The sequence below is a fragment of the Mesorhizobium sp. IMUNJ 23232 genome, from assembly GCF_044326205.1.
Lineage (GTDB): Bacteria > Pseudomonadota > Alphaproteobacteria > Rhizobiales > Rhizobiaceae > Kumtagia.
In genome coordinates this window covers 1-21,768 of record NZ_JBIRCY010000045.1, presented here as the reverse complement: position 1 = coordinate 21,768, position 21,768 = coordinate 1, and the positions used below count along the sequence as shown (strand labels likewise).

Below are 21,768 nucleotides of genomic sequence, written 5' to 3'. Positions count from 1 at the left end.
CGCGCGCGCTTACCTTACAGTTGCATTGGCTGAGGGCAACCAAAGGTGCATCACGAAATACGCGGGCATGTTCGAAACAAAAGGCCCGCAAATTGCGGGCCTTGAAAGACGGCGAACCGGCGCTTGCCAGCCAGCCGCAATCAGCGCTTGAACGAAGCCGGTAGCAGCGCCCAGATGGCCGCGGGGATCACCGCGGCCAGTGCCGCCTTGATCAGGTCCGGCACGATGAAGGGCATGAAGCCGAACTGCCAGGCCTTTTCGGCACCGATGATGGTCGCCAGCCAGGCGGTGCCCATCAACAGCATGATCAGGTCGGCGACCACGAGGACGCCGAACAGTTTTACCGCGCTGCGGTCCCAGCCGCGGTCGGCCGCCCAGCCGGCAATTGCCGCCATGACCACAAAACCGGCAAGATAACCGCCAGTCGGGCCGACCATATAGGCAAGGCCGATGCCCTTCTCCGGCGTGCTCTGGAAGACGGGAAAGCCGAGCGCGCCTTGGGCGAGATAAAGCAGCAGCGTGGCGACGGCGAGACGGCGGCCGAAGGCGATGGCGATCAGGAACACTGCCAGCGTCTGCAACGACAGGTCGACCGGGCCGAGCACCACCTTGGTCTTGGCCGAGACCGTCAGCAGCAGCGTGCCGGCCAGCGCCAGAAATATCTGAGTCGCGAGGCGCATGGCGCGATTTTCGGGCAGCGCCAGCGAAACAAGCGGGCCGGCGGTGATTGCAGTTGTCATGGTTTTCCCCATCTTCGAAATCGGCGGCCGGACGTCCGGCAGTCAGCTTTCGGTATATTGGCTTCCGTGTTATGCGGCAAACCGTTTTTCGCACTTGCGAGGCGTAAAACATAATTGATCGCGTTCTTTCTTCTTTTTGTCCTGGGAACGGCGAGTGATGGTATTGGAATTCGACATGCGGTTCGACCCGAGGCATGGCGAGGCGGTCGAGATCGCTGCAGGCGTATCGCGGCTGACTGCCCCGAATTCCAGCCCCTTCACCTTCCACGGTACCAACAGCTACATCGTCGGTACGCGCAACCTGGCGGTGATCGACCCGGGACCACAGGATGAGTCGCATCTGGCCGCGTTGTTGCAGGCAATAAACGGCCGGCCGGTCAGCCACATCTTCGTCACCCACACGCATCGCGACCACTCGCCGCTTGCACGGCCGCTGGCGGAAGCGACCGGGGCAAGGATGTTCGCCGAAGGTCCACACCGGCCGGCGCGTGAGGTCCATGTCGGCGAGGAATACCGGCTCGACGCCAGCAACGATATCGACTTCCAGCCCGACCACGCGCTGTCGGACCAGGATATCGTCGAAGGCGACGGCTGGGCATTGCGCACCGTGCTGACCCCCGGCCACGCCGCGAATCACGCCGCTTTCGCGCTCGAAGGAACAGGCATCCTTTTCTCCGGCGATCATGTGATGGCGTGGTCGACCACGATCGTCGCGCCGCCGGACGGCTCGATGCCGGACTATATGAATTCGCTCGACCGGCTCCTGGAGCGCGACGACAGCCTGTATTTTCCGGGTCACGGCGGCCCTGTCAGGAATCCACCGGCCTTCGTGCGCGGCTTGAGGACACACCGCAAGATGCGGGAACGCGCCATCCTCGATCGCATCGTGCAGGGCGACCGGCGCATTCCCGATATCGTCGCGGCGATCTACCGCGACACCGACCCGCGGCTGTTCGGCGCGGCCGGCATGTCGGTGCTGGCGCATCTCGAGGATCTGGTGGCACGCGGCGCGGTTTCCACTGACGGCCCGGCAGCGCTGGAGGGGGAATTCAGGCCCGCCTGAACCGCGCTAGTCCGACGACGGCGCCACTTCCGCCGGGCGCCGCGCGATTTCGGTGTCGAGTTCGGAGAGGAAACCGGAGATCATGGCGGCATTGTCGCCGAGATCGTAAGCGCCGTATGGCGACGCCGCGCGCATGTCGACAAAGGCCGACCCAGCCTCGTCGGTGACGCGGACCGCGATGTCGACGGGAAAAGCGAGGATCGGCGTTGCCGCCCGCGCTTCGATGGTGATCTCCCCTTCCCCTGTATTGCCGTCGGCATTCGCCCGGACGATCCAGCCCTGCCGCGCGACCAGGATTTTCGCCACCTCGAGTACCTGGTCGAAAGGCAGATCGTAGCGGCGGCCGGCGAGCGGCGGGCTGGGTAGCGTTCCTGATATCTGCGACGCTGAAGGGATATTTGCTTGTGTTGAAGTACCGGGGGAGACCGACACATCCGATTGTGCGCTGTCCTCCCGGCCGGCCGGCGAACCCACTAGGCCTGGCGGATCGCCGGCGTCGGTCGAGATGTCGGCAGGCATTGGAAAGATGATGGCGCGGTAGAACACAACCGCGAAAGGCGTCAGCGCGACCAGAGCCAACGCCGCGCCGACGCTGAGATCCCGTCCGCCGAGATCGTCGTCGTTCCAGAAGCGCGCGAAGGCATAGGCCGCGCACGCCAGCGCAATCAGCGCCAAACCAGCGGCCAGTTGCGCCACGAGGAAAAAATCCGGCGGATCCAGCAGGCCGTAACGGCGCGACAGCCCGGCCGTCAGCAAGAGCACGAATGAGAAGGCTCCAAGCCGTCGCGCCCAGCCGGCTGCGCGTGTCCGCCGTCTTTCAATATAGGCCGCCATCCCTTACCGCCCGAAGAGAAATCAGCTCTTGGAGAGGGAACCTTCGTCCCGACCTTGTCCGCAACGGGGCATTGCAGCCCGATATCAAATCGCCGTTTCCGTCGGCAGGCGATAGTCCTTGAACTGCTCGCGCAAGGTCATCTTCTGAATCTTGCCGCTCGCGGTGTGCGGGATTTCGGACACGAAAGCCACGTCGTCCGGCATCCACCACTTGGCGATCTTGCCGTTCATGAACGACAGGATGTCCGCCTTCTCCGGCTCCCTGCCCGGCTTGCGGACGATCACCAGCAGCGGCCGCTCGTCCCATTTGGAATGGCGGACACCGATGACCGCGGCCTCGGCGACGTCGGGATGCCCGACCGCGAGGTTTTCAAGATCGATGCTCGAAATCCACTCGCCGCCCGACTTGATGACGTCCTTGGCGCGATCGGTGATCTGCATGTAGCCGTGGGCGTCGATATGGGCGACGTCGCCGGTGTCGAACCAGCCGTCTGTGGCGAATTGCTCGGAACTGGCGCCGCCATAGTAGGAGCCCGCCACGGCCGGGCCGCGCACCTTCAGCCGGCCAAATGTCTTACCGTCCCACGGATGCTCGCGATCCTCGTCGTCGGTGACCTTCATCTCGACGCCGAAGGGTGCATATCCCTGCTTCTGCTGGATTGCGAAGCGGGCATCGCCTTGGAGATCGTCATATTCCGGCTTCATGGTGCAGAGCGTGCCCAGAGGCGACATCTCGGTCATGCCCCAGGCGTGGATGACCTCGACGTCGTAGTTCTTCTGGAACTTTTCGGTGATGGCGCGCGGGCAAGCCGAGCCGCCGATGACGACGCGCTTCAGATGAGGCAGTTTCTTGCCCGTCTCCTCCAGATATTGGAGCAGCATCAGCCACACGGTCGGCACCGCCGCGGTGAAGCTGACTTTCTCGGTGTCGAGCAATTCGTAGATAGACGCGCCGTCCATCTTGCCTCCAGGCATGACGATCTTGGCGCCGACCATCGGCGACGACTGCGCCAGTCCCCAGGCATTGGCGTGGAACATCGGCACCACCGGCAGCACCGTATCGCGCGTGGAAATACCCATGGCGTCCGGCATCGCGGCCATCATGGCATGCAGCACGTTGGAGCGGTGGCTGTAGACGACGCCCTTCGGGTTGCCCGTGGTGCCGGATGTGTAGCACATGCCGGCGGCGGTGGTTTCGTCAAAGCTCTTCCAGGCGAAATCGCCGTCGGCCTCCGCCAGCCATTCCTCATAGGCGACGGCATTTGCCAGGCTGGTTTGCGGCATATGCGCGGCATCGGTCAGCACGATCACCTTCTTCACCGATTTTACGCCGGGGCAGTGTTTCTCGACGATCGGCAGGAAGGTCAGGTCGACGAACAGCAGCCGGTCCTCGGCATGGTTCATGATCCAGACGATCTGCTCGGGGAAAAGGCGAGGGTTGAGCGTGTGGTAGACCGCGCCGACGCCCATGATGCCGTACCAGACCTCCAGGTGCCGGGCGGTGTTCCAGGCGAGAGTCGCGATACGGTCGCCCAGGCCATAGCCGTCGCGCTCCAGCCGCTGCGCGACCTTTAAGGCACGCCCACGCAGTTCCACGTAGTTGGTTCGAACGATCGGGCCTTCAACCGAGCGCGACACGATCTCGCGTTGTCCGTGCTGGGCGGCGGCATAATCCAGGATCTTGTGGCAGAGCAGCGGCCACTGCTGCATGAGACCGAGCATCAAAATTCCTCCCAGTTTTTTCTTGGCATGAGTTTTGGGTTGAAGCCGGCGCGATGTCCAGTGGGTGGACGACGCCCCATACCAAAGGCGCGATATCACCCTGCGTAACACCGATGCGTCACATTCCGGCCAATGTCGGCGACAAGCATGCCAGCGGGCGAGAGTATCGGTTGGCAGAGCGCGAGGTGTGTCATGGACGCGCAGAAACTCGTCGAGAAACTCGACAAATCAGTGCTTGAGGAGACGCCGACCGCGGCAGAGGCTGCGCCGGCCGTCAGCGAAGAGCGCTTCGAGGAAATCGTGACCGAGGCGCTGGACGGCGTCGACGGAACCATGCTGTTCAAGATGCGGATCGATGCGGAAGGCGACGCCGAGCATGTCGCCGCAGCTTCGGTCGGCAATGGCGACACCCGTCATTTTCTGATCCTGTCGCTACCAGTCGCGGGCGGGCAGTTGCGCGTCGAGCAGGCGGCCAACAGCAAGAGCCCGGTCGCCGGCATTGCCGCATCCTATGCCGGACTGGCGGAGGCATTGGCGACCGCGGCTTAGCGGACTCCTGACATTCCGCCCTTGCGGCGGCTCGAAAACACCCCACATCAACCCGACCGCGTCCGGGGAGCCGGACGCCAGGCGCGATAGAAGGGATTTCAAGATGAGTTCCAATCCGGCCCCGGGCTTTGCCCAGAATCCATCGAAAATCATCACTATCGAACCGCATCAAGGCGTGGTCACCGTCAGCGCCGGCGGCGTCGAGATCGCGCGATCGTCGCATGCCAAGGTCCTCGCCGAGACGCCCTACCCGCCGGTGGTCTACATCCCCTTCGAAGACATCGACTTCGAGAAACTGTCGAAGACCGGGCATTCGACGCATTGCCCCTACAAGGGCGACGCCAGCTACTGGAGCGTCGATCCGATCGGTGAGCCGGGCAAGAACGCCATGTGGGCCTATGAAGCGCCCTATGACGAAACCATCGCCATCAAGGACCACGGTGCGTTCTATACGAACAAGGTGCAGATCGAGGTTCAGTGACGGCTTATCGGCGGATATCCAAGCCTGCTTCGCCTACGCAAATCCGAGATCCGCAGCGCTGGAGTCGAAGCGGGGCGCAGCTTTCGCTACGACATCTCTGAGGATGGCCGCGTTCTCGGGCGCCAGCATCGCCTTTCCACGGGTGAGCGCTTCCTGCCATTTCGGTCCCCGCTGCCAGGCCTCGATCCAGGCGTCCGTCAGTTCCAATGCATGGAACGGGGCCAGGGCCTCGATGAGAAACGCCGATTGCCCGATGTCCTTGGCGATCTTCTCACGATCCTTGCGGCGGGTCGCCACGATCAGCTTGTGCACGGCATAACGTTCGGGCGCGGGCACGGTGACCGATACCCCTCCGCCATACAGCAGCACCGAGCGGACAGGGCTGCGGATGAGAAAATCCAGGAACCGCAGCGGCTGCGCCGCAGCGCCACCCAGCGCCGGCATCCGCGTCAAATCTCCCTGATAGTCGTCCGAACCGCGATTGGGAACGAGGAACTCGACCCTGTAACCCTTCGCATTGATGAAGGCCGATGTCTTGCCACCGCCCTGCATGCTGGGAACGGGGCGGAATGTCGGGTCGATCTCCGTCATCTGATCGAGCGCGCGCTCCATCGTATCCTCGATAGCCACCGACATTCCGTGGTCCTGGGCAAGGTCCACGTCGCCCGTCTGGAGGAACCTGTCGGGACGCGCGCCGACGAGGCCGGGATAAGTCTGGAAGGCGATTGTTCCGACCAGCACGCCGCGAAGCCGGAAAAAGCCTGCCCTCGCAAGCCGGTCGACGATCGCGCCGGTCATGCCGTCGGGTTCGGGCAGACCGACGGCGCGCAACATGCGGACGGATTCGAGGCGGGCCTTGAGCGCTGTTTTGGTTCGATCGAATGCAGTCGCCCTAGCCGAAATCTCGGCGTCCGATGTCGGCCCGACATATTTTCTGGTCTTTTCGCCGGTCAGCGTATCGTAGCCGCTGTAATACCAATATTCCCGGCCCCGGATGAGCCTTTTCGAGAAGCTTCCATTGGCAGGATAATCAGCGTCGAACGCCGCATCGATGACGCGCTGGTTTAGGTCCGCGAAAACCGTCTGCGTCGCTTGATCGAGGCGGTCAATCATCCGAATTATCCGAAGGCGCCAATTTTCGGATAACGTATTTGAAAGCCAATTATCTTACAATATTAATGTTATCCGAAAATCGTCATTTTCAGATAATTGGGTATCCCGCGTTATAGGAAAATCCGGCTTTTCCCCATAACGACATCGTCAGCCCTCTTAGCCGTCACCGCAACATGCATTGCAGCCAAGGCGATGGGTCGGCGGACAGGCCGGCAAGAGACAGGATCGGAGCCTAACAAAACGCCCCTCGCGGGCCACAGCCATCCGTTTTGGGTGCCGCCCTATCCGTTTCCGAATGGCGTTCCAGCGGCCGGCACTTAGCTGCCGGTCTCGTCCGCGTCCTGCAATCGCACGAAGGTGACGCCACGCGCCTTGAGCGCGAGTAGGCCTTTCACCAGCCCCGCTCCTGCGCTGTGCGAGGGCTGGTTGATGTGGGCGATGATCACATCGCCATCCTTCGCAGCGGCGACGCGTTTCTCAGTGGCGGCGGCCGGCAGCAACGAACCGCCGTCGGCGTTGATCGAATAGCCGGCAACGCGGAAACCGAGCCCTTGGATCTCCTTCATCGACGTTGTGCTGTATTTCGCCGTGGCGCCGCGAAACCAGCGTGGGGCGTCGCCGCCGGCCTTTTCGATCGCGGCTGCGCCGTCTTTCACCTCGGCATCGACCGCCTCAAGACTGCCGGCGGCCCTGATGCCGTAGACGCGGACGGGCGTCTCCACCGCCGGGACGTGGCGGGCGCCGTGGTCCTCGATCTCGAACAGATCGGGATGGGCGCGCATGATGGCGAAGGCCACCTTGTTGCGTTTCAGCCAAAGGCCGGTGACGAAGATCGTCGCCGGAATGTTGTTGTCGACCAGCGCCGACAGGATGCGGTTGTCGGCGCGCCCGCCGCAGGCGTCGAGCGTCAACGCGACGCGCGTTTCGCCTGCGGTCGTTGACCGCTTCAGATGCAACGAAGGTTCTAGCAGCGTGCCGGCATCGGCGGTCGTGGAAGCGCCGACGATGATGGCAGCGGCGACGAGGAGGCGAGAAAGAATGGGCATGAGAGCAGAACGCTTTGACAAGGACCGGCGGGACTTCAACCTGTTTCGCGTCGAATTTGGGGCGATCAAATGCGCACCGATTGCCGCATTCGCCCGTCGCCGGGCTTTGGCAATCGTCAAACCTACCACCGTCCCCCTACTCCGCAGCCCGGCGCGACGCCGTCTCGGCACGAGGGGCGCCAAACCGCTGGAATATGGCCAGGCCAACCGTCATCGCCACACCGACCAGCAACAACAGCACGGGATAGATCAACAGCTTGATGTCGTCCTGCGTCGTCTTGAAAACCAGCACCAGGCCTTCGAGGAAAATGGCGATCGAGATGATGGAGATGAATTTCGGAAAATTCTCACGGAAGCTGGACGCCGCGTCGTGGCGGCCCATCACCTCCTCCTCGATCAGATGTTTGGCGACATCGATGATGGCGATGGCGATGACGACGTAGCCGATCGAATCGATGATGGTGTAGCCGAAGTCGCCCGAGGCCAGGACCTTTGGCAGCGTGACGAAGGCCGCGCCGACCTGATAGGCGGCAAAGCCCATCAACGAGGCCGCCAGCAGGATCAGGAAACCTGCCGCAATCGCGAAAAGATACCGGCTGAACCGCGTCATCTTGCCCCTTCTCCCGCTGCTCCGCCGCGAAGCCGCCCTCCGGCCGTATGTTGCGCAATCCGACCAGACTGCCAAGGGCATGTCTGCAATCCGGCAGCGTCATACTGGAATCCGGTGAGACGTCCGGCCCGGGAACCCTTGTACTGGCGACGAAAGAGAACTCTTCAGTCGCTTGGCCCCTTGCAAAGCCTGTTTCTGAAAGCCCAGAACTGGCCCGCACCCAAACCTGATGCTGCACAGATGAAGAAATACGGACGAACCTATCACCCGCCGATCTCGCCGGGAGCCACGAGCGACGACAAGGTCATGGAGAACATCGACGCGCTTGTCGCCGGCGATCTGGTTGTCACGGAAAAGATGGATGGCGAGAATACGACAATTCATCCGCATGGAACCCACGCCCGTAGCCCCGACAGCCGCCATCACCCATCGCGCGACTGGTTGAAAGCCTTCGCGGCCGGAATATCGGTGCAGCTATCCGAAGACGAGCGTGTCGTGGGCGAATACCTGTTTGCGCGACATTCTATCAGCTATGACCGTCTGCCCTCCTATTTTCTCGGTTTCGCGTGGATCGCCGACGACATCGTTCAATCTTGGGACGACATGATTGCGCGCTTTACAGGCTTGGGCATCACACCGGTGCCCTTGTTATACCGTGGCGCCTATCGCCACCGACTGTTCGACGACCTGGCCGCGTCGCTCGATTTTCGTCGCCAGGAGGGTTTTGTGGTGAGGGTCGCCGGCGCATTCGCTGAAAGCGAGATGCCGACCCGGATGGCGAAATATGTCCGGGAGGGTCATGTCCAGAGCGATACGCACTGGACAAAGGTAGAGGTGATCAGGAACGGGCTGGTTTGAAGTTTGGCAGCGCAGCTTACCCCTTCTTCACTGCTGCCTGCGCCGCCGCCAAGCGAGCGATCGGCACGCGGAAGGGCGAGCAGGAGACATAGTCCAGTCCGACCTTTTCGCAGAAATGGATCGAGGCCGGGTCGCCGCCATGCTCGCCACAGATGCCGAGCTTTATGCCCGGCCGCGTCGCTCTGCCCTTGTCGGCGGCAATGCGCACCAGTTCGCCGACGCCGTCGACATCGATCGACACAAACGGATCCCGGTCGATGATGCCTTTCTGCCGGTAGCTTTCAAGGAACATCGCTGCATCGTCACGCGAAATGCCGAAGGTGGTCTGCGTGAGATCGTTGGTGCCGAAGGAGAAGAATTCGGCGCTTTCGGCAATGACATGAGCGCGGATCGCGGCACGCGGCAGTTCGATCATCGTACCCGTGAGGTAGTCGATCGTCACACCGGTCTCGGCCATCACCGCCGCCGCCACGGCGTCAATGCGCGCCTTGACGAAATCCAGTTCCTTCTTCAGCCCGACCAGCGGCACCATGATCTCCGGCACCACCGGCTTGCCAGTCTTCCTGCCGGCCTCGACCGCAGCCTCGAATATGGCGCGGGCCTGCATCTCGGCGATTTCAGGATAGGAAATCGCCAGCCGGCAGCCGCGATGCCCGAGCATCGGGTTGAATTCGTGCAATGCCTCGGTGCGGTGGCGAAGTTTTTCCGCAGGCACATTCAGCACCGCCGCCACCTCCTCGAATTCCTTCTCGGTCCTGGGCAGGAATTCGTGCAGCGGCGGATCGAGCAGGCGGATGGTGACCGGCAGACCGGCCATGATCTCGAACAGTTCGACGAAGTCGGAGCGCTGCATGGGCAGCAGCTTGTCGAGCGCGGCACGCCGTCCCTTCTCGTTGTCGGCAAGAATCATCTCGCGCATGGCGACGATGCGGTCGCCGTCGAAGAACATGTGCTCGGTGCGGCAGAGCCCGATGCCCTCGGCGCCGAAGGAGCGGGCCATGCGCGCGTCGGCCGGCGTCTCGGCATTGGCGCGCACCTTCATGCGCCGCGACTTGTCTGCCCATTCCATGATCGCCGCGAAATCGCCGGACAGCTCGGGCTGCAGCATGGCGACGGCGCCCTTCAGCACCTGGCCGGTGCCGCCGTCGATGGTGACGATGTCGCCCTTCTTAAGCGCGTGGCCCATGGCGACAAGCGTGCCGGCGCGATAGTCGACACGCAAAGTGCCGGCGCCCGACACGCAGGGTTTTCCCATGCCGCGCGCCACGACCGCAGCGTGGCTGGTCATGCCGCCGCGCGTCGTCAAAATACCTTCGGAGGCGTGCATGCCATGGATGTCCTCCGGGCTGGTCTCGATGCGCACCAGGATGACCTTGCGGCCGGCCTTTTTCGCGTCCTCGGCCTCGGCGGAGGAAAACACGATCTCGCCGGTCGCCGCCCCCGGTGAGGCGGGCAGGCCCGTGCCGATAACGTTGCGCTCCGCCTTGGGGTCGATGGTCGGATGCAGCAACTGGTCCAGCGAGGCGGGGTCGATGCGCGCCACCGCCTCCGCATGGGTGATCAGCCCTTCGTTCGCCATGTCGACCGCCGCCTTCAGCGCGGCCTTCGCCGTTCGCTTGCCGGAGCGCGTCTGCAGCATCCACAGTTTTCCGCGCTCGATGGTGAATTCGAGGTCCTGCATGTCGCGATAGTGCTTTTCCAGCCGCTCGCAGATTTTCACGAAGGACGCGAAGGCGTCGGGCATCAGCTTCTGCAGCGACGGTTTGTCGGAGCCGGCGGCGATGCGCGCCTTCTCCGTAATGTTCTGCGGCGTGCGGATGCCGGCCACCACGTCCTCACCCTGGGCATTGACCAAAAACTCGCCGTAGAGCGCCTTTTCGCCGGTCGAGGGATTTCGGGTGAACGCGACGCCGGTGGCCGAGGTCTCGCCCATGTTTCCGAACACCATGGCCTGCACGTTGACCGCCGTGCCCCAGCTTTCGGGGATGTCGTGCAGGCGGCGGTAAGTGATGGCGCGCGCGTTCATCCAGCTCGAAAACACCGCGCCGATCGCCCCCCATAACTGCTCGTCGGGATCCTGCGGAAACGGCTTCTCCAACTCCTCCTCGATCTTCGCCTTGTAGAGCGCGATCACCCCCTGCCATTCCCTGGCCGAGAATTCTGTATCGAGCTCGTAGCCGAGCCGGCCCTTTTCGTCCTCGAGAATCTCCTCGAACACATCATGGTCAAGGTCGAGCACTACATTGGAATACATCTGGATGAAGCGCCGGTAGCTGTCATAGGCGAAGCGCGCATCGCCCGAATCCTTCGCCAACGCCTCGACGGTGACGTCGTTGAGGCCGAGGTTGAGCACGGTGTCCATCATGCCCGGCATCGAGGCTCGGGCGCCGGAGCGCACCGATACCAGCAGCAGGTTTTCAGGGTCGCCGAAACGCCGGCCGGCGATCTTTCCGACCTCGGCAAGAGCGGCCTTCACCTGTCCCGCAAGTTCCGGCGGATGCACGCTGCCGTTTGCATAGTAAACATTGCAGGCCTCGGTCGTGATGGTGAAGCCGGGCGGCACCGGCAAGCCGAGGCTGCACATCTCGGCGAGGTTGGCGCCCTTGCCGCCGAGCAGGTTCCTGTCGCCGGCACGTCCCTCAGCCGCTCCGTCGCCGAAGGTGTATACCCATTTGGTCATGCTTGCTCCTCGCCTCACCGCCGGCCTTCTTTGGCAGCGATATTGTGGTGCAGTGCGAAAGACAAGGTGTGGGGCGGCGGCTTGGAACCCTACAATCGATTAGAAGTTCCAATGGTTTCGCGGCTTGCAATCACGCAACGGCAGATATAGAACATACCAGGAACATTCAGGGGCATGCCATGAAACAGACAGGAAAGCTCGACTATCTCGAACTGCCGGCCGCGCACGGCACGCTGGACAGCATGAAGGCGTTCTACAGTGCCGCCTTCTCCTGGTCCTTCACCGATTACGGGCCGACCTATTCGGCTTTCGACGAGGGGCTGGAAGGCGGTTTTCAGGCCGATAGCGCCGAAGCGCCGGCCAAACCCCTGCCCGTGCTTTATTCGGAGACGCTGGACGAAACCTTCTGCGCCGTGGAAGCCGCCGGCGGCAAGATCGTCAAGCCGATCTTTTCGTTTCCCGGCGGGCGGCGGTTCCATTTCCTCGACCCGGCCGGCAACGAACTGGCGGTTTGGGGGGAATAGCGCCGTTCGCCGTTTGCCGTTTTGCCGCCACGTCACGATTGCGCTGACGCTGCACTCTGCCTATAAGGCGGCGTTTCCGGCGTTCACACCGGATCGTTGGGGCGTAGCCAAGTGGTAAGGCAGCGGTTTTTGGTACCGCCATCCCCTGGTTCGAATCCAGGCGCCCCAGCCATCAAACCCGATGATCAGGCCGGCATTGATGTATTGCCGCCCGTCCGCTCACTCAACCCAAGTTCTGCAAATCGCGAACCTTGGCAAATCTGATGTCGGCATGAGATGACCGGGAAGAAAGCCGCGTGCACGCTGCCCCAAGCATCACCGCGAAACTGGCCGGCATGTCGCCGGCCTTCTTTCATTCTCACACCATCGACCATCAGCGGCCGTTCATAGTCACTGTTCCGCTTCGGCCTTGCCGAGTGCAGGAAGCGCCCGTCCCAGCGCAGTTGTGGGCCTTGTATCCATTGGTGAAAGAGACCGTCTGGCAACCCGTCAACACGAACAATATCGCCCCGGCGATGAGTAACTTACTGATTCCATAGAGCATTACGACCGTCTCGTGGTTGGCATTTGGCCCGCCAGAACCCCATGACGTTCGGACACATAGGGGCTACCCGCGACAGGTAGATGACGCCCGATCTTAGCAGGCTGACAGCGTGTGATCGACGGCAGGCAGAAAAAAGCCCGCCAGGAGGGCAAGCGGCGGGCTACTGGTGGGCCGGTGAAGATCGGCGGTCACGTGCCGCCGAACGTCCACACTCCGCTGGGGATTCCGGCGCAAACCAGATCAGGCGACCGCGCCTTCCTCGCCGGCCAACCGGATCGTCGCAGGCATGAAATCCCCCCACTTGCGCCGCATCAGGCGGCGGACCAGCCCCAGCGTTTCGGCGTCGAACTTGTCCATGCTCTGGATGCAGCCGAAAAGCGGGGACTCGCTACCTATGCCCGAAGCCAACCGGCCGCCCAGGTTCCTGCTGCCGGGCCGCGCGTAGACTTCTTTTGGCGGCCTGGCGAAGGTCGCGCCGTGGAGCGTGATCTCCAGGTGGTTGGCGAGCGAGACGGGCGAAAACTGGCCGATGTCGCGGAACCGGTAGCTGATCTGCTTGCGCAGCAGTTCCGGATGGGCCGTATAAAACGCTTCCTGCACCGAACGGCGCAGCGGATGGGGATGATGGCCGGCCAGCATGAAACGCCCGGTTACTCCCGCGCATCTGGCGCCGAACTCCTGGGCGCGCGCATAGGTCGCCTGCCGGAAGCTGCGCGCCTTGATGATGTTCAGCCCGCCCAGGATGCGCCGCGCATGGGTGCGGAACAGCCAGCGTTCCGGCCGCGTCCGCAAACCGCGCAGCACCGGCCGGCCGTCGACGAACCATTCGTCGGGCCGCATCATGCGGTTCACGAAGAAATCGTCGTTGAAATAGACAAAATGCTCGCTGAGACCCGGCAGACGCCACAGCATCGCCTCGATCGCGCGTGCCGCAAAAGTCGGGAGCGCGTCGGCGTGCTCGCCGAAAAGCTCGGTATGGTCGACCACCTGAATGAAATCCGGCGAGCACAGGCCGGCTCTCGCGAATTCGTCCAGGAATTGCGGCCGCTGAGCATCGGTGATGATCCATATGCGGTTGATGAAGCTCGCATATTTCAGGATCGACGCGATACAATAATAAATCTCGCCACGGTCGGCGAAGCGCGTCGTGCTCGCCTTGGCGCCGGGCTTGAGACAGCGATGCAGCTTTGCCTGATGTTCCGGATCGGACCCGTCGACCCAGGCTATGACAGCGTCGATCTTGGGGGACTGATCTGAAAGCAATTTGACGGAAATCCAGATTTTACCTTGGTCGCGGCAAGATCCTTTTTTAGCCGGCGCAGAGCGGCGCACACAAGCCGGAATGTGCGGATTTTGTGGCTTCGAACGGTCTCGGTGCCGCCGGATATCTCAGCCTGGCTTCCGTGCTTCGTAAAGTGCGATCCGCCGAGGTTATCCGGGCGAACGCCGGACCGTTGGGGCGTAGCCAGGTGGCAGGGCAGCGATTTTTGGTACCGCCATCCCCTGGTCCGAATCCAGGTGCTCCAGCCAACATCAAATCAATCGTCCGCGCGACCTCGCCGAGTTCGTCGGCGCAAACCAGATCAGGCGGCGGCGCGGTCCTCGCCGGCCAGCCGGATCGTGGCGGGCATGAAATCTCCCCACTTCCGCCGCATCAGGCGGCGCACCAGCCCCAGCGTTTCGGCGTCGAACTTGTCCAGGCTCTGGATGCAGCCGAAAAGCGGTGACTCGCTGCCGATGCCCGAAGCCAGCCGGCTGCTCAGATTCCTGCTGCCGGGCCGTGCATAAACTTCCTTCGGCGGCTTGGCGAAGGTCGCGCCGTGAAGCGCGATCTCCAGATGATTGGCCAGCGCGACAGGCCAAAACTGGCCGATGTCGCGGAACCGGTAGCCGATCTGCCTGCGCAGCAGTTCCGGACGGGCCGCATAAAACTCCTGCTGCACCGAACGGCGCATCGGATGGGGGTGATGGCCGGCCAGCATGAAATGCCCGGTCACCCCCGCGCATCTGGCGCCGAATTCCTGGACACGAGAATAGGTGGCCCCCCGGAAGCTGCGTTCCTTGATGATGTTCAGCCTGCCCAGGACGCGCCGCGCATGGGTGCGGAACAGCCAGCGTTCCGGCCGCGTCCTCAGGCCGCGCAGCACCGGCCTGCCATCGACGAACCATTCCTCGGGGCGCAGCGTCCGGTTCACGAAAAAATCGTCATTGAAATAGACGAAGTGCTCGCTGAGGCCCGGCAGGCGCCACAGCATCGCCTCGATCGAGAGCGACACAAAGGTCGGAAGCACATCGGCATGCTCGCCGAAAAGCTCGGTATGGTCGACCACCCGGATGAAATCCGGCGAACACAGGCCGGCCTTCGCGAACTCTCCCAGAAACTCCGGCTGCTGGGCGTCGGTGACAATCCATATGCGGTTGATGAAGCTCGCATATTTCAGGATCGACGCGATGCAATAATAAATCTCGCCACGATCGGCGTAGCGTGTCGTGCTCGCCTTGGCGCCGGGCTTCAGGCAGCGATGCAGCTTTGCCTGATGTTCCGGATCGGACCCGTCGACCCAGGCTATGACGGCGTCGATCCTGGGAGTTTTGTCTGAATGGAATTTGACGGAAATCCAGATTTTACCTTGGCCGTGGCAAGGTCCTTTTTTAGCCGGCACAGAGCGTGTTCATGCAAGCCGAAATGTGCGGATTTTATGACTTTGCGCTCGTCTCGGTGCTGCCGGATGTCTCTGGCCGATCCCACGCTTCATGAATGCACACCCGCATTCCCTGCGAATGCCGCTCCATCTCTGCGGCGTTCGCCGGCCCGTTCCGGGCGTTCGGGAGGAAGAGCCCATGCCGCTCCCGCATGCGTTGTCGTGCGACCTAGCCGCCTACTCAAGCGCGAACGAGCCCTGCTTCACGCCGCCGTCACGCACATAGGTGCTGATCACCACGCCCGTGGTCGAGGCCTTGCTGCCGAGGAGTTTCATGCCGCCGGAGAGCGAACCCTCGCCGAACATTTTCTTGCCGCCGCCGAGCACGACGGGAAAGGTCCACAGCCGGTACTCGTCGATCAGGTCGGCCTTCAACAGCGCCTGGATGAACTGGCTGCTGCCCTGGATGAGCAGGTCGGGACCGTCCTGCTGCTTCAGTTTTGCGACGCCAGCGGCGGGGTCCTCGCCCAGCCATTCGGAATTCTTCCAGGCGAGCGTCTTCGGCGTCGAGGTGGCGACGTATTTGGTGATGCTATTGAATTTCTGGCCGATCGGATCGTCCTCCGGGACGCGCGGCCAATGCGCGGCAAAGATGTCGTAGGTTTTCCGGCCGAGCAGCAGGTCGAAGGGTTTTGCCATGGACTCGCCCATCACGCCGCCCATCATCTCGTCCCAATGGTGGAAGGTCCAGCCGCCGAACTTGAAGCCGCCGTCGGTATCTTCCTCCGGACCGCCCGGCGCCTGCATGACGCCGTCGATGCTGAGGAAGGTGGCTGCGATAACTTTTCTCATCATTTTTCTCCTCTTTGTCACGACCATCAGCGCCGCTCCGGGCAAAGGCCGAACGCTCCTCGCTGCCTATGGCCGCGAAGCCAACCGCTTAATACCCTCGATATATGTGCCGAATGAAGTCGGCCGAAGGACGGCTGGACATCGGGCATCCCGACACCGGGAGGCGAGATTTTGAGAAAAAGCCGCGGACGATCAGATATGGGCGGGCGGAAAAGGCAACGACCCAAAAGGTTTCAGCGGCCGGGAAAGATGTCGGCTTGCGTTACATCGGAAGGGTTCGGCAGCCAGAGCGAGGGAAACCGCTCGAAGCGAGGCGCAACGCGCGGTCTGAACCGGGCGACCAGTCCATCCCACTCGTCCATCATGCCAAAGGGGAGTTCGGGGATGCCGAAGCGGCTAGTCGTCCCCGTGGACTCCGGGCTCGCCGCTTGAAGTTCCGTCGAGGCAACGACTTCGCATTGAAGGGCATCCGCGAGAGCCTGGCAAAGGTCGCCGCCGTCGACTGCCCCGGTGACGAACGGCCGGAGCCCCGGCGCGCTGGTGCCGCTGCCATCGGCTGTCTGTACTCTTGCAACGAGACAGGCGCGAATCCATAATTGCTGGATCCGGCCCCGCAGGCCCGGCCGCGCAAACGCGGAAGCATCGGATTGGCTGATGCCGGTGCCGATACCGATATAGCCCGGTGAACCGTGGCAGCAGATGATCAGCGCCTTCAGCCGTCCTCCGATCGCGGACGACTGCGCGACCGTCTCCACCGCGGAGGCGATCGACGGCGGCGAAGCGGTTTGTGGGACGTACCAGGTGTTCTGCGACCGCATCAGCACCGGTGAATTGTATCCCGACGCCGCAGTCGCGTTGGGATCATAAGCGTTCAACGCCATTGCCGGCTGAGGGACTCTGATCATCGTCGTTCCCAGACACTCGCGAAACCGCCTTCCATGGCCTCGTTACCTCTCTGACCACGAACATACGCTCTTCATGCTAAAGAAGATATCACCGAGCTTACGCAACGGAAACCGCCATGTATCGCGCTCGATCCCTCTCGCGGCCACGTCTACCGGGACTCGGGAATCATGCGAGTGTGACCGTCAGCCGCGTGCCGTTCGTGTCGCCGCGATCGACATCGTCGTCATCCTCACAGGCGTCCCGAAGGGCAGCTTGCTACGCTCGCGGCCACCCGGCGTCGGCGCAATCAGCCGCGGCCGGTTTATAAATAAACCTTTGAAAAAGCTTCAAAAAATAGACTTTATGTGGCTCAGAAGAGTGCCAGTCGCGGTGGGGCTCCAGGGACAGTTTATTTTTGTTTCCACAGGAAGGCGCGGCGGTTCAGAACGAAGCGCGGGCGGAAAAGGTAAATGTCCCCAGTACTTACACTGCTTCGCGCAGTTGCTCGGCGGTCTGCAGGTCCACAGAGACAAGCTGACTGACACCCTGCTCGGCCATGGTTACGCCGAACAGCCGGTTCATGCGCGCCATGGTGATCGGGTTGTGGGTAATGACGACGAAACGCGTCTCGGTGCTCGCCGCCATCTCGTCCATCAGGTTGCAGAAGCGCTCGACATTGTGGTCGTCGAGCGGCGCGTCGACCTCGTCGAGCACGCAGATCGGCGCAGGATTGGTGAGGAAGACCGCGAAGATCAGCGCCATCGCCGTCAGCGCCTGCTCGCCGCCGGACAGCAAGGTCATGGTCTGCGGCTTCTTGCCGGGCGGGCGGGCGAGGATTTCGAGGCCGGCTTCTAGCGGGTCATCCGACTCGATCAACTGCAATTCGGCGGTGCCGCCGCCGAACAGATGGGTGAACAGCCGCTTGAACTGCTCGTTGACGACATCGAACGCGGAAAGCAGCCGCTCGCGGCCCTCACGGTTGAGGCTCTGGATCGCCTGCCGCAGTTTGCGGATTGCGTCGACCACATCCTCGCGCTCGGTGACGATGGTCTCCAGCCGCTCCGAAAGCTCGCGCTGCTCTTCCTCGGCCCGCAGGTTCACCGCCCCCAGCCGTTCGCGCTCAACCTTCAGCCGGTCGAGCTGGCGGTCGACCTCGGCGATCTCCGGCAGGCGGGCGTCGGGCTCCAGGCCGGTCAGCCGGATGACCAGATGCGGCGGCGTGTTGAGGGCTTCCTGGATGCGGGCCTCGACCTCGCGGCGGCGGTCGTCGGCTGCGGTCAGGCGCTCCTCGGTGCGGCCGCGGTCCTCGCGCGCATTGGCCAGCATCTGGATGGCCTCGGTCGCCGCCTTGTCCAGCGCCACCTGTTTGGTTTCGGCAACCTGCAGCGTGTCGGAAGCCTGCTTCCGCGCCTCGTCGGCCTTGGAGAGTTCGGACAGCAGCGCCCGGCGCCGCTGATCGAGCTCGTCCGGCGCGTCGGCGATCTTTTGGCGCTCGGCATCCGCCTCGGCGCGCCGGTCCGTGAGCGACTTGATCTGCATGTCGGCGTTTTCGGCACGGTTTTTCCAAGTGGTCCGCTCGACGGAAATCGCTTCCAGCCGGCGCACCCGCGCCGCCGCCTCGCGCTTCAGGCCTTCGAGCATGGCGCGGGCGTCGGCAACGGCCGTGCGGTCGCGCGAAACCGCCTGCGCGGCCTGGTCGAGCTTTATTTGCAGCGCCGAGACATCCGGCTGCGCGGCGCGGCGCAACTGCATCTCGGTCACAGCGGCCTCGGCCTCGGCGAGATCGGCGCCGACACGCGCCTTCGCCTCGTCGAGTGCCGCGCGGCGGCTGACAAGCTCGCCCGCGGCACGCTCGGCCCGCGCCAGCGCGTCGCGCGCCTCGCCGACCAGTCGCTGGGCGTTGCGCCAGCTTTCGCGCGCCTGCCGCTCGACTTCTACCTTTGCCTTGACCGAGGCCTCGGCGGCTGCAAGCGCGGCTTCCGTCGCCTTGACCCTATCGGCGGACTGGCGGGCCTCGCCTTCCAGTTCGAGCAGCCGGTTCTTCTGCGCCAGCCGCTGCGCGGCGGCGGTCGGGGCGTCGGCACCGGCGACGAATCCGTCCCAGCGCCACAGCGCGCCCTTGCGGCTCACCAGCCGCTGGCCCGGCTTCAACTGGCGCTGCAACTGCAGGCCGTCGGCATCCTCGACGATGCCGATCTGCGCCAGCCGGCGGGCAAGTTGCGGCGGGGCGCGGACGACCGTCGCCAGGCTGGCGATGCCTTCGGGGAGCGACGGATCTTCCGGGGAAACAGCGCTTTCGCCCCAATACGCCGGCGCGCTGGCATCGATCGGCGCGTCGAGGTCTTCACCAAGGGCCGCACCTAGCGCGGTCTCGAAACCGCGATCCACCGCGATCCGCTCCAGCACGGCCGGAAAAAGCCCGCCGCCACCGGCGTTCAAAATCTTCGCCAGCGTGCGGGCCTCAGTCTCGATGCGGGCAAGTGCGGCTCGCGCATCCTGCACCGGCGGACGCGCCGTGGTTTCCACCGCGCGCGCCTGCGTCACCGCCGTCTCGGCGGCGCTCGCCGTTTTCTCGGAGGCGTCAGCGGCGGCGATAGCGGCATCGACCAGCCGGCGCTTTTCGGCGGGATCGGCCAGCGCGCCGATCTTTGCCGCGATGTCGGCCGCCTCGCGCGAAATGTCCGCCAGTTGTCGGGTGAAGCGGTCGCGACGCTCGGTGTTTTCGCGCAAAGCCCGCTCGATCTGGCCGATGGCCGCGGTCGCCTCGGCGCGTTCGGCGGTCAGCGCGGCCAGTGCGCCCTCGCTGAGCACAAGCACCGCCGACGCCCGGTCGAAGGCAGCCTGCTTTTCCGCCTCGCGTTCTCCAGCTCCAGCGTCCTCGGCGCGCAGCCCGGCTTCCTCGCCGGCGAGCTTTGCCAGCACATCGGCATTGTCGCTGATCATCCGCTCCTCGCGGGCGATGTCGGCGGCTAGCTGGTCGAGGCGGCGGGCGAGCTCCGCCTGACGGGCGCGCACGCGCCCGGCCTCCTCTTCGATCTGGGTGCGGGCGATCGACAGGCGCTGGAACGTCGCGGCAGCGGCGGCCGAGGCATCGCGCAGCGCGGGCAGATGATGGGCGCCGATGGCCTGAGCCTTGGCGGCTTCCATCTGCTGGGCCGCGCGCTCGCCGACCTGTGAGGTAGCGACTGCGAGTGCCGAGCGCGCCTCGCCCTCCTGCGCCTTGGCCGCCGTCCAGCGCAGATGCAGCAGGATCGCCTCGGCCTTGCGGATGTCCGCCGACAGGTTCTTGAAACGGGAAGCCTGGCGGGCCTGGCGCTTCAGGCTTTCGATCTGCGCTTCGAGCTCACCGACAACGTCGTCGAGGCGTTCCAGATTCTGCTCCGCCGCCTTCAGCCGCAGTTCGGCTTCGTGGCGGCGGGTGTGCAGGCCGGAAATGCCGGCGGCCTCTTCCAGCAGTGCGCGGCGGGCCTGCGGCTTGGCCTGGATCAGCTCGCCGATGCGCCCCTGCCCGACCATGGAGGGCGAGCGCGCGCCGGTCGACTGGTCGGCGAACAGCAGTTGCACGTCGCGGGCGCGGGCTTCCTTGCCGTTGATGCGGTAGACCGAGCCGGCCTCGCGCTCGATGCGCCGAGACACCTGGAGTTCGTCGGCATCGTTGAAGGGGCCCGGCGCCGTGCGGTCGAGATTGTCGAGGAAAAGCGTGACTTCGGCGGTGTTGCGGGCCGGCCGCGTGCCTGAGCCGGAGAAGATCACGTCGTCCATGCCGGACGCGCGCATGTTCTTGTAGGAGCTTTCGCCCATCACCCAGCGCAGCGCCTCGACAAGGTTCGACTTGCCGCAGCCATTCGGCCCGACGATGCCGGTCAGGCCGCGCTCGATGACGAATTCGCCGGGCTCGACGAAGGACTTGAAGCCGAGGAGTCGGAGGCGATTGAATTTCATGCGCGCCAACCACGAGGCGCGCGAAAGCAGCGACCGGCAGGCGCCGGCCGGAAGATACGATTAGAGCATGCCGTCGATGATCGCCGACATTTCCTCAATCGACAAAGCTCCCTTGTACTGCTTCCCGTTGATGAAGAAAGTGGGGGTCGAGTCCACGCCGAAGTCCTTGGTTCCGCGCTCGCGCACGGCCCTGATCTCGTCCAGAAGCTTCTGGTCCGTCAAGCAAGACTCGAATCGCTCCTGTGTAAAACCGGCCAGTTTCGAGATCTGGAGCAACGCGTCGCGTGCATTTTCCGCGGTCGCCCAGTTCTGTTGCTGCTTGAACAGCACGTCGACCATCGGGAAATAATTGTCATTTGAGCAGCGGGCGAGCATGAACCCAGCCTCGGCGCGCGGATCGAACGGGAACTCGCGCAGGATCAGCCGCGCCTTGCCGGTTTCGATATATTTGGTCTTCAGCGCCGGCAGCGTCGTCTCGTGAAAATGCGCGCAATGCGGGCAGGTCATGGAGGCGTATTCTACGATGGTGACAGGCGCGTCGGCCTTGCCCAGCACCATGTCCGGCAACGCGCCGGGCTCGAGCAGCTTCGCCATATCGACCGTGCCGGCTGCTTCGGGCGCCTGCGCGGCCGGGGCGGCGACGGCCGGCGTCGCGGGCGCAGCGGTATCGGCCGGGGCCGCGG

General features: G+C 63.7%; 18 protein-coding genes and 2 tRNA genes. 7 read left to right on the top strand and 13 right to left on the bottom strand.

Annotated features, from left to right (window positions below):
- Positions 1 to 140: 140 nt before the first annotated feature.
- Positions 141 to 740, bottom strand: coding sequence for a biotin transporter BioY (locus ACH196_RS26980; RefSeq protein ID WP_396649945.1), 600 nt, complete (start codon positions 738 to 740; stop codon positions 141 to 143).
- A 157-nt stretch (positions 741 to 897) separates the two neighbouring features.
- Between ACH196_RS26980 and ACH196_RS26975 the strand changes: the two genes are divergently transcribed.
- Positions 898 to 1,803, top strand: coding sequence for an MBL fold metallo-hydrolase (locus tag ACH196_RS26975; protein WP_396649971.1), 906 nt, complete (start codon positions 898 to 900; stop codon positions 1,801 to 1,803).
- 6 nt (positions 1,804 to 1,809) lie between these two features.
- Here ACH196_RS26975 and ACH196_RS26970 read toward each other — a convergent pair whose 3' ends face one another.
- Together ACH196_RS26970 and ACH196_RS26965 are read right to left on the bottom strand one after the other, a co-directional pair.
- Entirely contained in the window at positions 1,810 to 2,565 is a 756-nt protein-coding gene (locus ACH196_RS26970) for a DUF1499 domain-containing protein (protein WP_396649944.1), read from the bottom strand.
- A 156-nt stretch (positions 2,566 to 2,721) separates the two neighbouring features.
- Positions 2,722 to 4,359, bottom strand: a complete 1,638-nt coding sequence (locus ACH196_RS26965) for a fatty-acid--CoA ligase (protein WP_396649943.1) — start codon at positions 4,357 to 4,359, stop codon at positions 2,722 to 2,724.
- Positions 4,360 to 4,551: 192 nt separating this feature from the next.
- Here ACH196_RS26965 and ACH196_RS26960 point away from each other — a divergent pair, with 192 nt between their 5' ends.
- Positions 4,552 to 4,908 carry a hypothetical protein gene (locus ACH196_RS26960; RefSeq protein WP_396649942.1) on the top strand — a complete coding sequence of 119 codons (357 nt, stop codon included), beginning with the start codon at positions 4,552 to 4,554 and terminating at the stop codon, positions 4,906 to 4,908.
- 103 nt (positions 4,909 to 5,011) lie between these two features.
- Complete coding sequence (locus ACH196_RS26955) at positions 5,012 to 5,389, top strand: DUF427 domain-containing protein (RefSeq protein WP_396649941.1); 378 nt, start codon at positions 5,012 to 5,014, stop codon at positions 5,387 to 5,389.
- Positions 5,390 to 5,422: 33 nt separating this feature from the next.
- Here the strand turns inward: ACH196_RS26955 and ACH196_RS26950 are convergent, their stop codons facing one another.
- The 3 genes from ACH196_RS26950 to ACH196_RS26940 form a co-directional block, all read right to left on the bottom strand.
- Positions 5,423 to 6,502 (bottom strand): GSU2403 family nucleotidyltransferase fold protein, encoded by a 1,080-nt coding sequence (locus tag ACH196_RS26950; protein WP_396649940.1) that lies wholly within the window; start codon positions 6,500 to 6,502, stop codon positions 5,423 to 5,425.
- 317 nt (positions 6,503 to 6,819) lie between these two features.
- On the bottom strand, positions 6,820 to 7,548 hold the full coding sequence (locus tag ACH196_RS26945; RefSeq protein WP_396649939.1) for a polysaccharide deacetylase family protein: 729 nt from the start codon (positions 7,546 to 7,548) through the stop codon (positions 6,820 to 6,822).
- Between the two features lie 136 nt (positions 7,549 to 7,684).
- On the bottom strand, positions 7,685 to 8,158 hold the full coding sequence (locus ACH196_RS26940; protein ID WP_396649938.1) for a GNAT family acetyltransferase: 474 nt from the start codon (positions 8,156 to 8,158) through the stop codon (positions 7,685 to 7,687).
- Positions 8,159 to 8,398: 240 nt separating this feature from the next.
- On the opposite strand from ACH196_RS26940, the gene ACH196_RS26935 reads away from it, so the two are divergent.
- Positions 8,399 to 9,016, top strand: a complete 618-nt coding sequence (locus ACH196_RS26935; protein WP_396649937.1) for an RNA ligase family protein — start codon at positions 8,399 to 8,401, stop codon at positions 9,014 to 9,016.
- A gap of 16 nt (positions 9,017 to 9,032) precedes the next feature.
- Here ACH196_RS26935 and ppdK read toward each other — a convergent pair whose 3' ends face one another.
- Complete coding sequence (gene ppdK / locus ACH196_RS26930) at positions 9,033 to 11,696, bottom strand: pyruvate, phosphate dikinase (RefSeq protein WP_396649936.1); 2,664 nt, start codon at positions 11,694 to 11,696, stop codon at positions 9,033 to 9,035.
- 179 nt (positions 11,697 to 11,875) lie between these two features.
- On the opposite strand from ppdK, the gene ACH196_RS26925 reads away from it, so the two are divergent.
- Positions 11,876 to 12,220, top strand: coding sequence for a VOC family protein (locus tag ACH196_RS26925; RefSeq protein ID WP_396649935.1), 345 nt, complete (start codon positions 11,876 to 11,878; stop codon positions 12,218 to 12,220).
- A gap of 97 nt (positions 12,221 to 12,317) precedes the next feature.
- Positions 12,318 to 12,392 (top strand) — tRNA-Gln (locus tag ACH196_RS26920).
- A gap of 612 nt (positions 12,393 to 13,004) precedes the next feature.
- Here ACH196_RS26920 and ACH196_RS26915 read toward each other — a convergent pair.
- Complete coding sequence (locus ACH196_RS26915) at positions 13,005 to 14,027, bottom strand: stealth family protein (protein ID WP_396649934.1); 1,023 nt, start codon at positions 14,025 to 14,027, stop codon at positions 13,005 to 13,007.
- A gap of 192 nt (positions 14,028 to 14,219) precedes the next feature.
- Between ACH196_RS26915 and ACH196_RS26910 the strand changes: the two genes are divergently transcribed.
- Positions 14,220 to 14,294, top strand: a tRNA-Gln gene (locus ACH196_RS26910).
- Positions 14,295 to 14,347: 53 nt separating this feature from the next.
- On the opposite strand, the gene ACH196_RS26905 is transcribed toward ACH196_RS26910, so the two are convergent.
- The 5 genes from ACH196_RS26905 to ACH196_RS26885 all read right to left on the bottom strand — a co-directional run.
- Entirely contained in the window at positions 14,348 to 15,427 is a 1,080-nt protein-coding gene (locus ACH196_RS26905; protein WP_396649933.1) for a stealth family protein, read from the bottom strand.
- A gap of 216 nt (positions 15,428 to 15,643) precedes the next feature.
- Positions 15,644 to 16,258: a dihydrofolate reductase family protein gene (locus ACH196_RS26900; RefSeq protein ID WP_396649932.1), complete on the bottom strand. Its 615-nt coding sequence runs from the start codon at positions 16,256 to 16,258 to the stop codon at positions 15,644 to 15,646.
- A 233-nt stretch (positions 16,259 to 16,491) separates the two neighbouring features.
- Positions 16,492 to 17,082, bottom strand: a complete 591-nt coding sequence (locus ACH196_RS26895; protein WP_396649931.1) for a hypothetical protein — start codon at positions 17,080 to 17,082, stop codon at positions 16,492 to 16,494.
- Between the two features lie 544 nt (positions 17,083 to 17,626).
- The gene (smc, locus tag ACH196_RS26890; RefSeq protein WP_396649930.1) at positions 17,627 to 21,085 is read right to left on the bottom strand and encodes a chromosome segregation protein SMC; all 3,459 of its coding nucleotides are present in this window, start codon (positions 21,083 to 21,085) and stop codon (positions 17,627 to 17,629) included.
- 60 nt (positions 21,086 to 21,145) lie between these two features.
- The coding region (locus tag ACH196_RS26885; protein WP_396649929.1) for a DsbA family protein at positions 21,146 to 21,768 on the bottom strand (623 nt) is incomplete at its 5' end.

Excerpts from the sequence above, each read along its gene's own strand:
- ppdK (WP_396649936.1), bottom strand. The coding sequence starts at position 11,696 with ATGACCAAATGGGTATACACCTTCGGCGACGGAGCGGCTGAGGGACGT.
- smc (WP_396649930.1), bottom strand. The coding sequence starts at position 21,085 with ATGAAATTCAATCGCCTCCGACTCCTCGGCTTCAAGTCCTTCGTCGAG.
- ACH196_RS26950 (WP_396649940.1), bottom strand. The coding sequence starts at position 6,502 with ATGATTGACCGCCTCGATCAAGCGACGCAGACGGTTTTCGCGGACCTA.
- ACH196_RS26940 (WP_396649938.1), bottom strand. The coding sequence starts at position 8,158 with ATGACGCGGTTCAGCCGGTATCTTTTCGCGATTGCGGCAGGTTTCCTG.
- ACH196_RS26960 (WP_396649942.1), top strand. The coding sequence starts at position 4,552 with ATGGACGCGCAGAAACTCGTCGAGAAACTCGACAAATCAGTGCTTGAG.
- ACH196_RS26965 (WP_396649943.1), bottom strand. The coding sequence starts at position 4,359 with ATGCTCGGTCTCATGCAGCAGTGGCCGCTGCTCTGCCACAAGATCCTG.
- ACH196_RS26945 (WP_396649939.1), bottom strand. The coding sequence starts at position 7,548 with ATGCCCATTCTTTCTCGCCTCCTCGTCGCCGCTGCCATCATCGTCGGC.
- ACH196_RS26925 (WP_396649935.1), top strand. The coding sequence starts at position 11,876 with ATGAAACAGACAGGAAAGCTCGACTATCTCGAACTGCCGGCCGCGCAC.
- ACH196_RS26935 (WP_396649937.1), top strand. The coding sequence starts at position 8,399 with ATGAAGAAATACGGACGAACCTATCACCCGCCGATCTCGCCGGGAGCC.
- ACH196_RS26975 (WP_396649971.1), top strand. The coding sequence starts at position 898 with ATGGTATTGGAATTCGACATGCGGTTCGACCCGAGGCATGGCGAGGCG.
- ACH196_RS26900 (WP_396649932.1), bottom strand. The coding sequence starts at position 16,258 with ATGAGAAAAGTTATCGCAGCCACCTTCCTCAGCATCGACGGCGTCATG.
- ACH196_RS26980 (WP_396649945.1), bottom strand. The coding sequence starts at position 740 with ATGACAACTGCAATCACCGCCGGCCCGCTTGTTTCGCTGGCGCTGCCC.
- ACH196_RS26955 (WP_396649941.1), top strand. The coding sequence starts at position 5,012 with ATGAGTTCCAATCCGGCCCCGGGCTTTGCCCAGAATCCATCGAAAATC.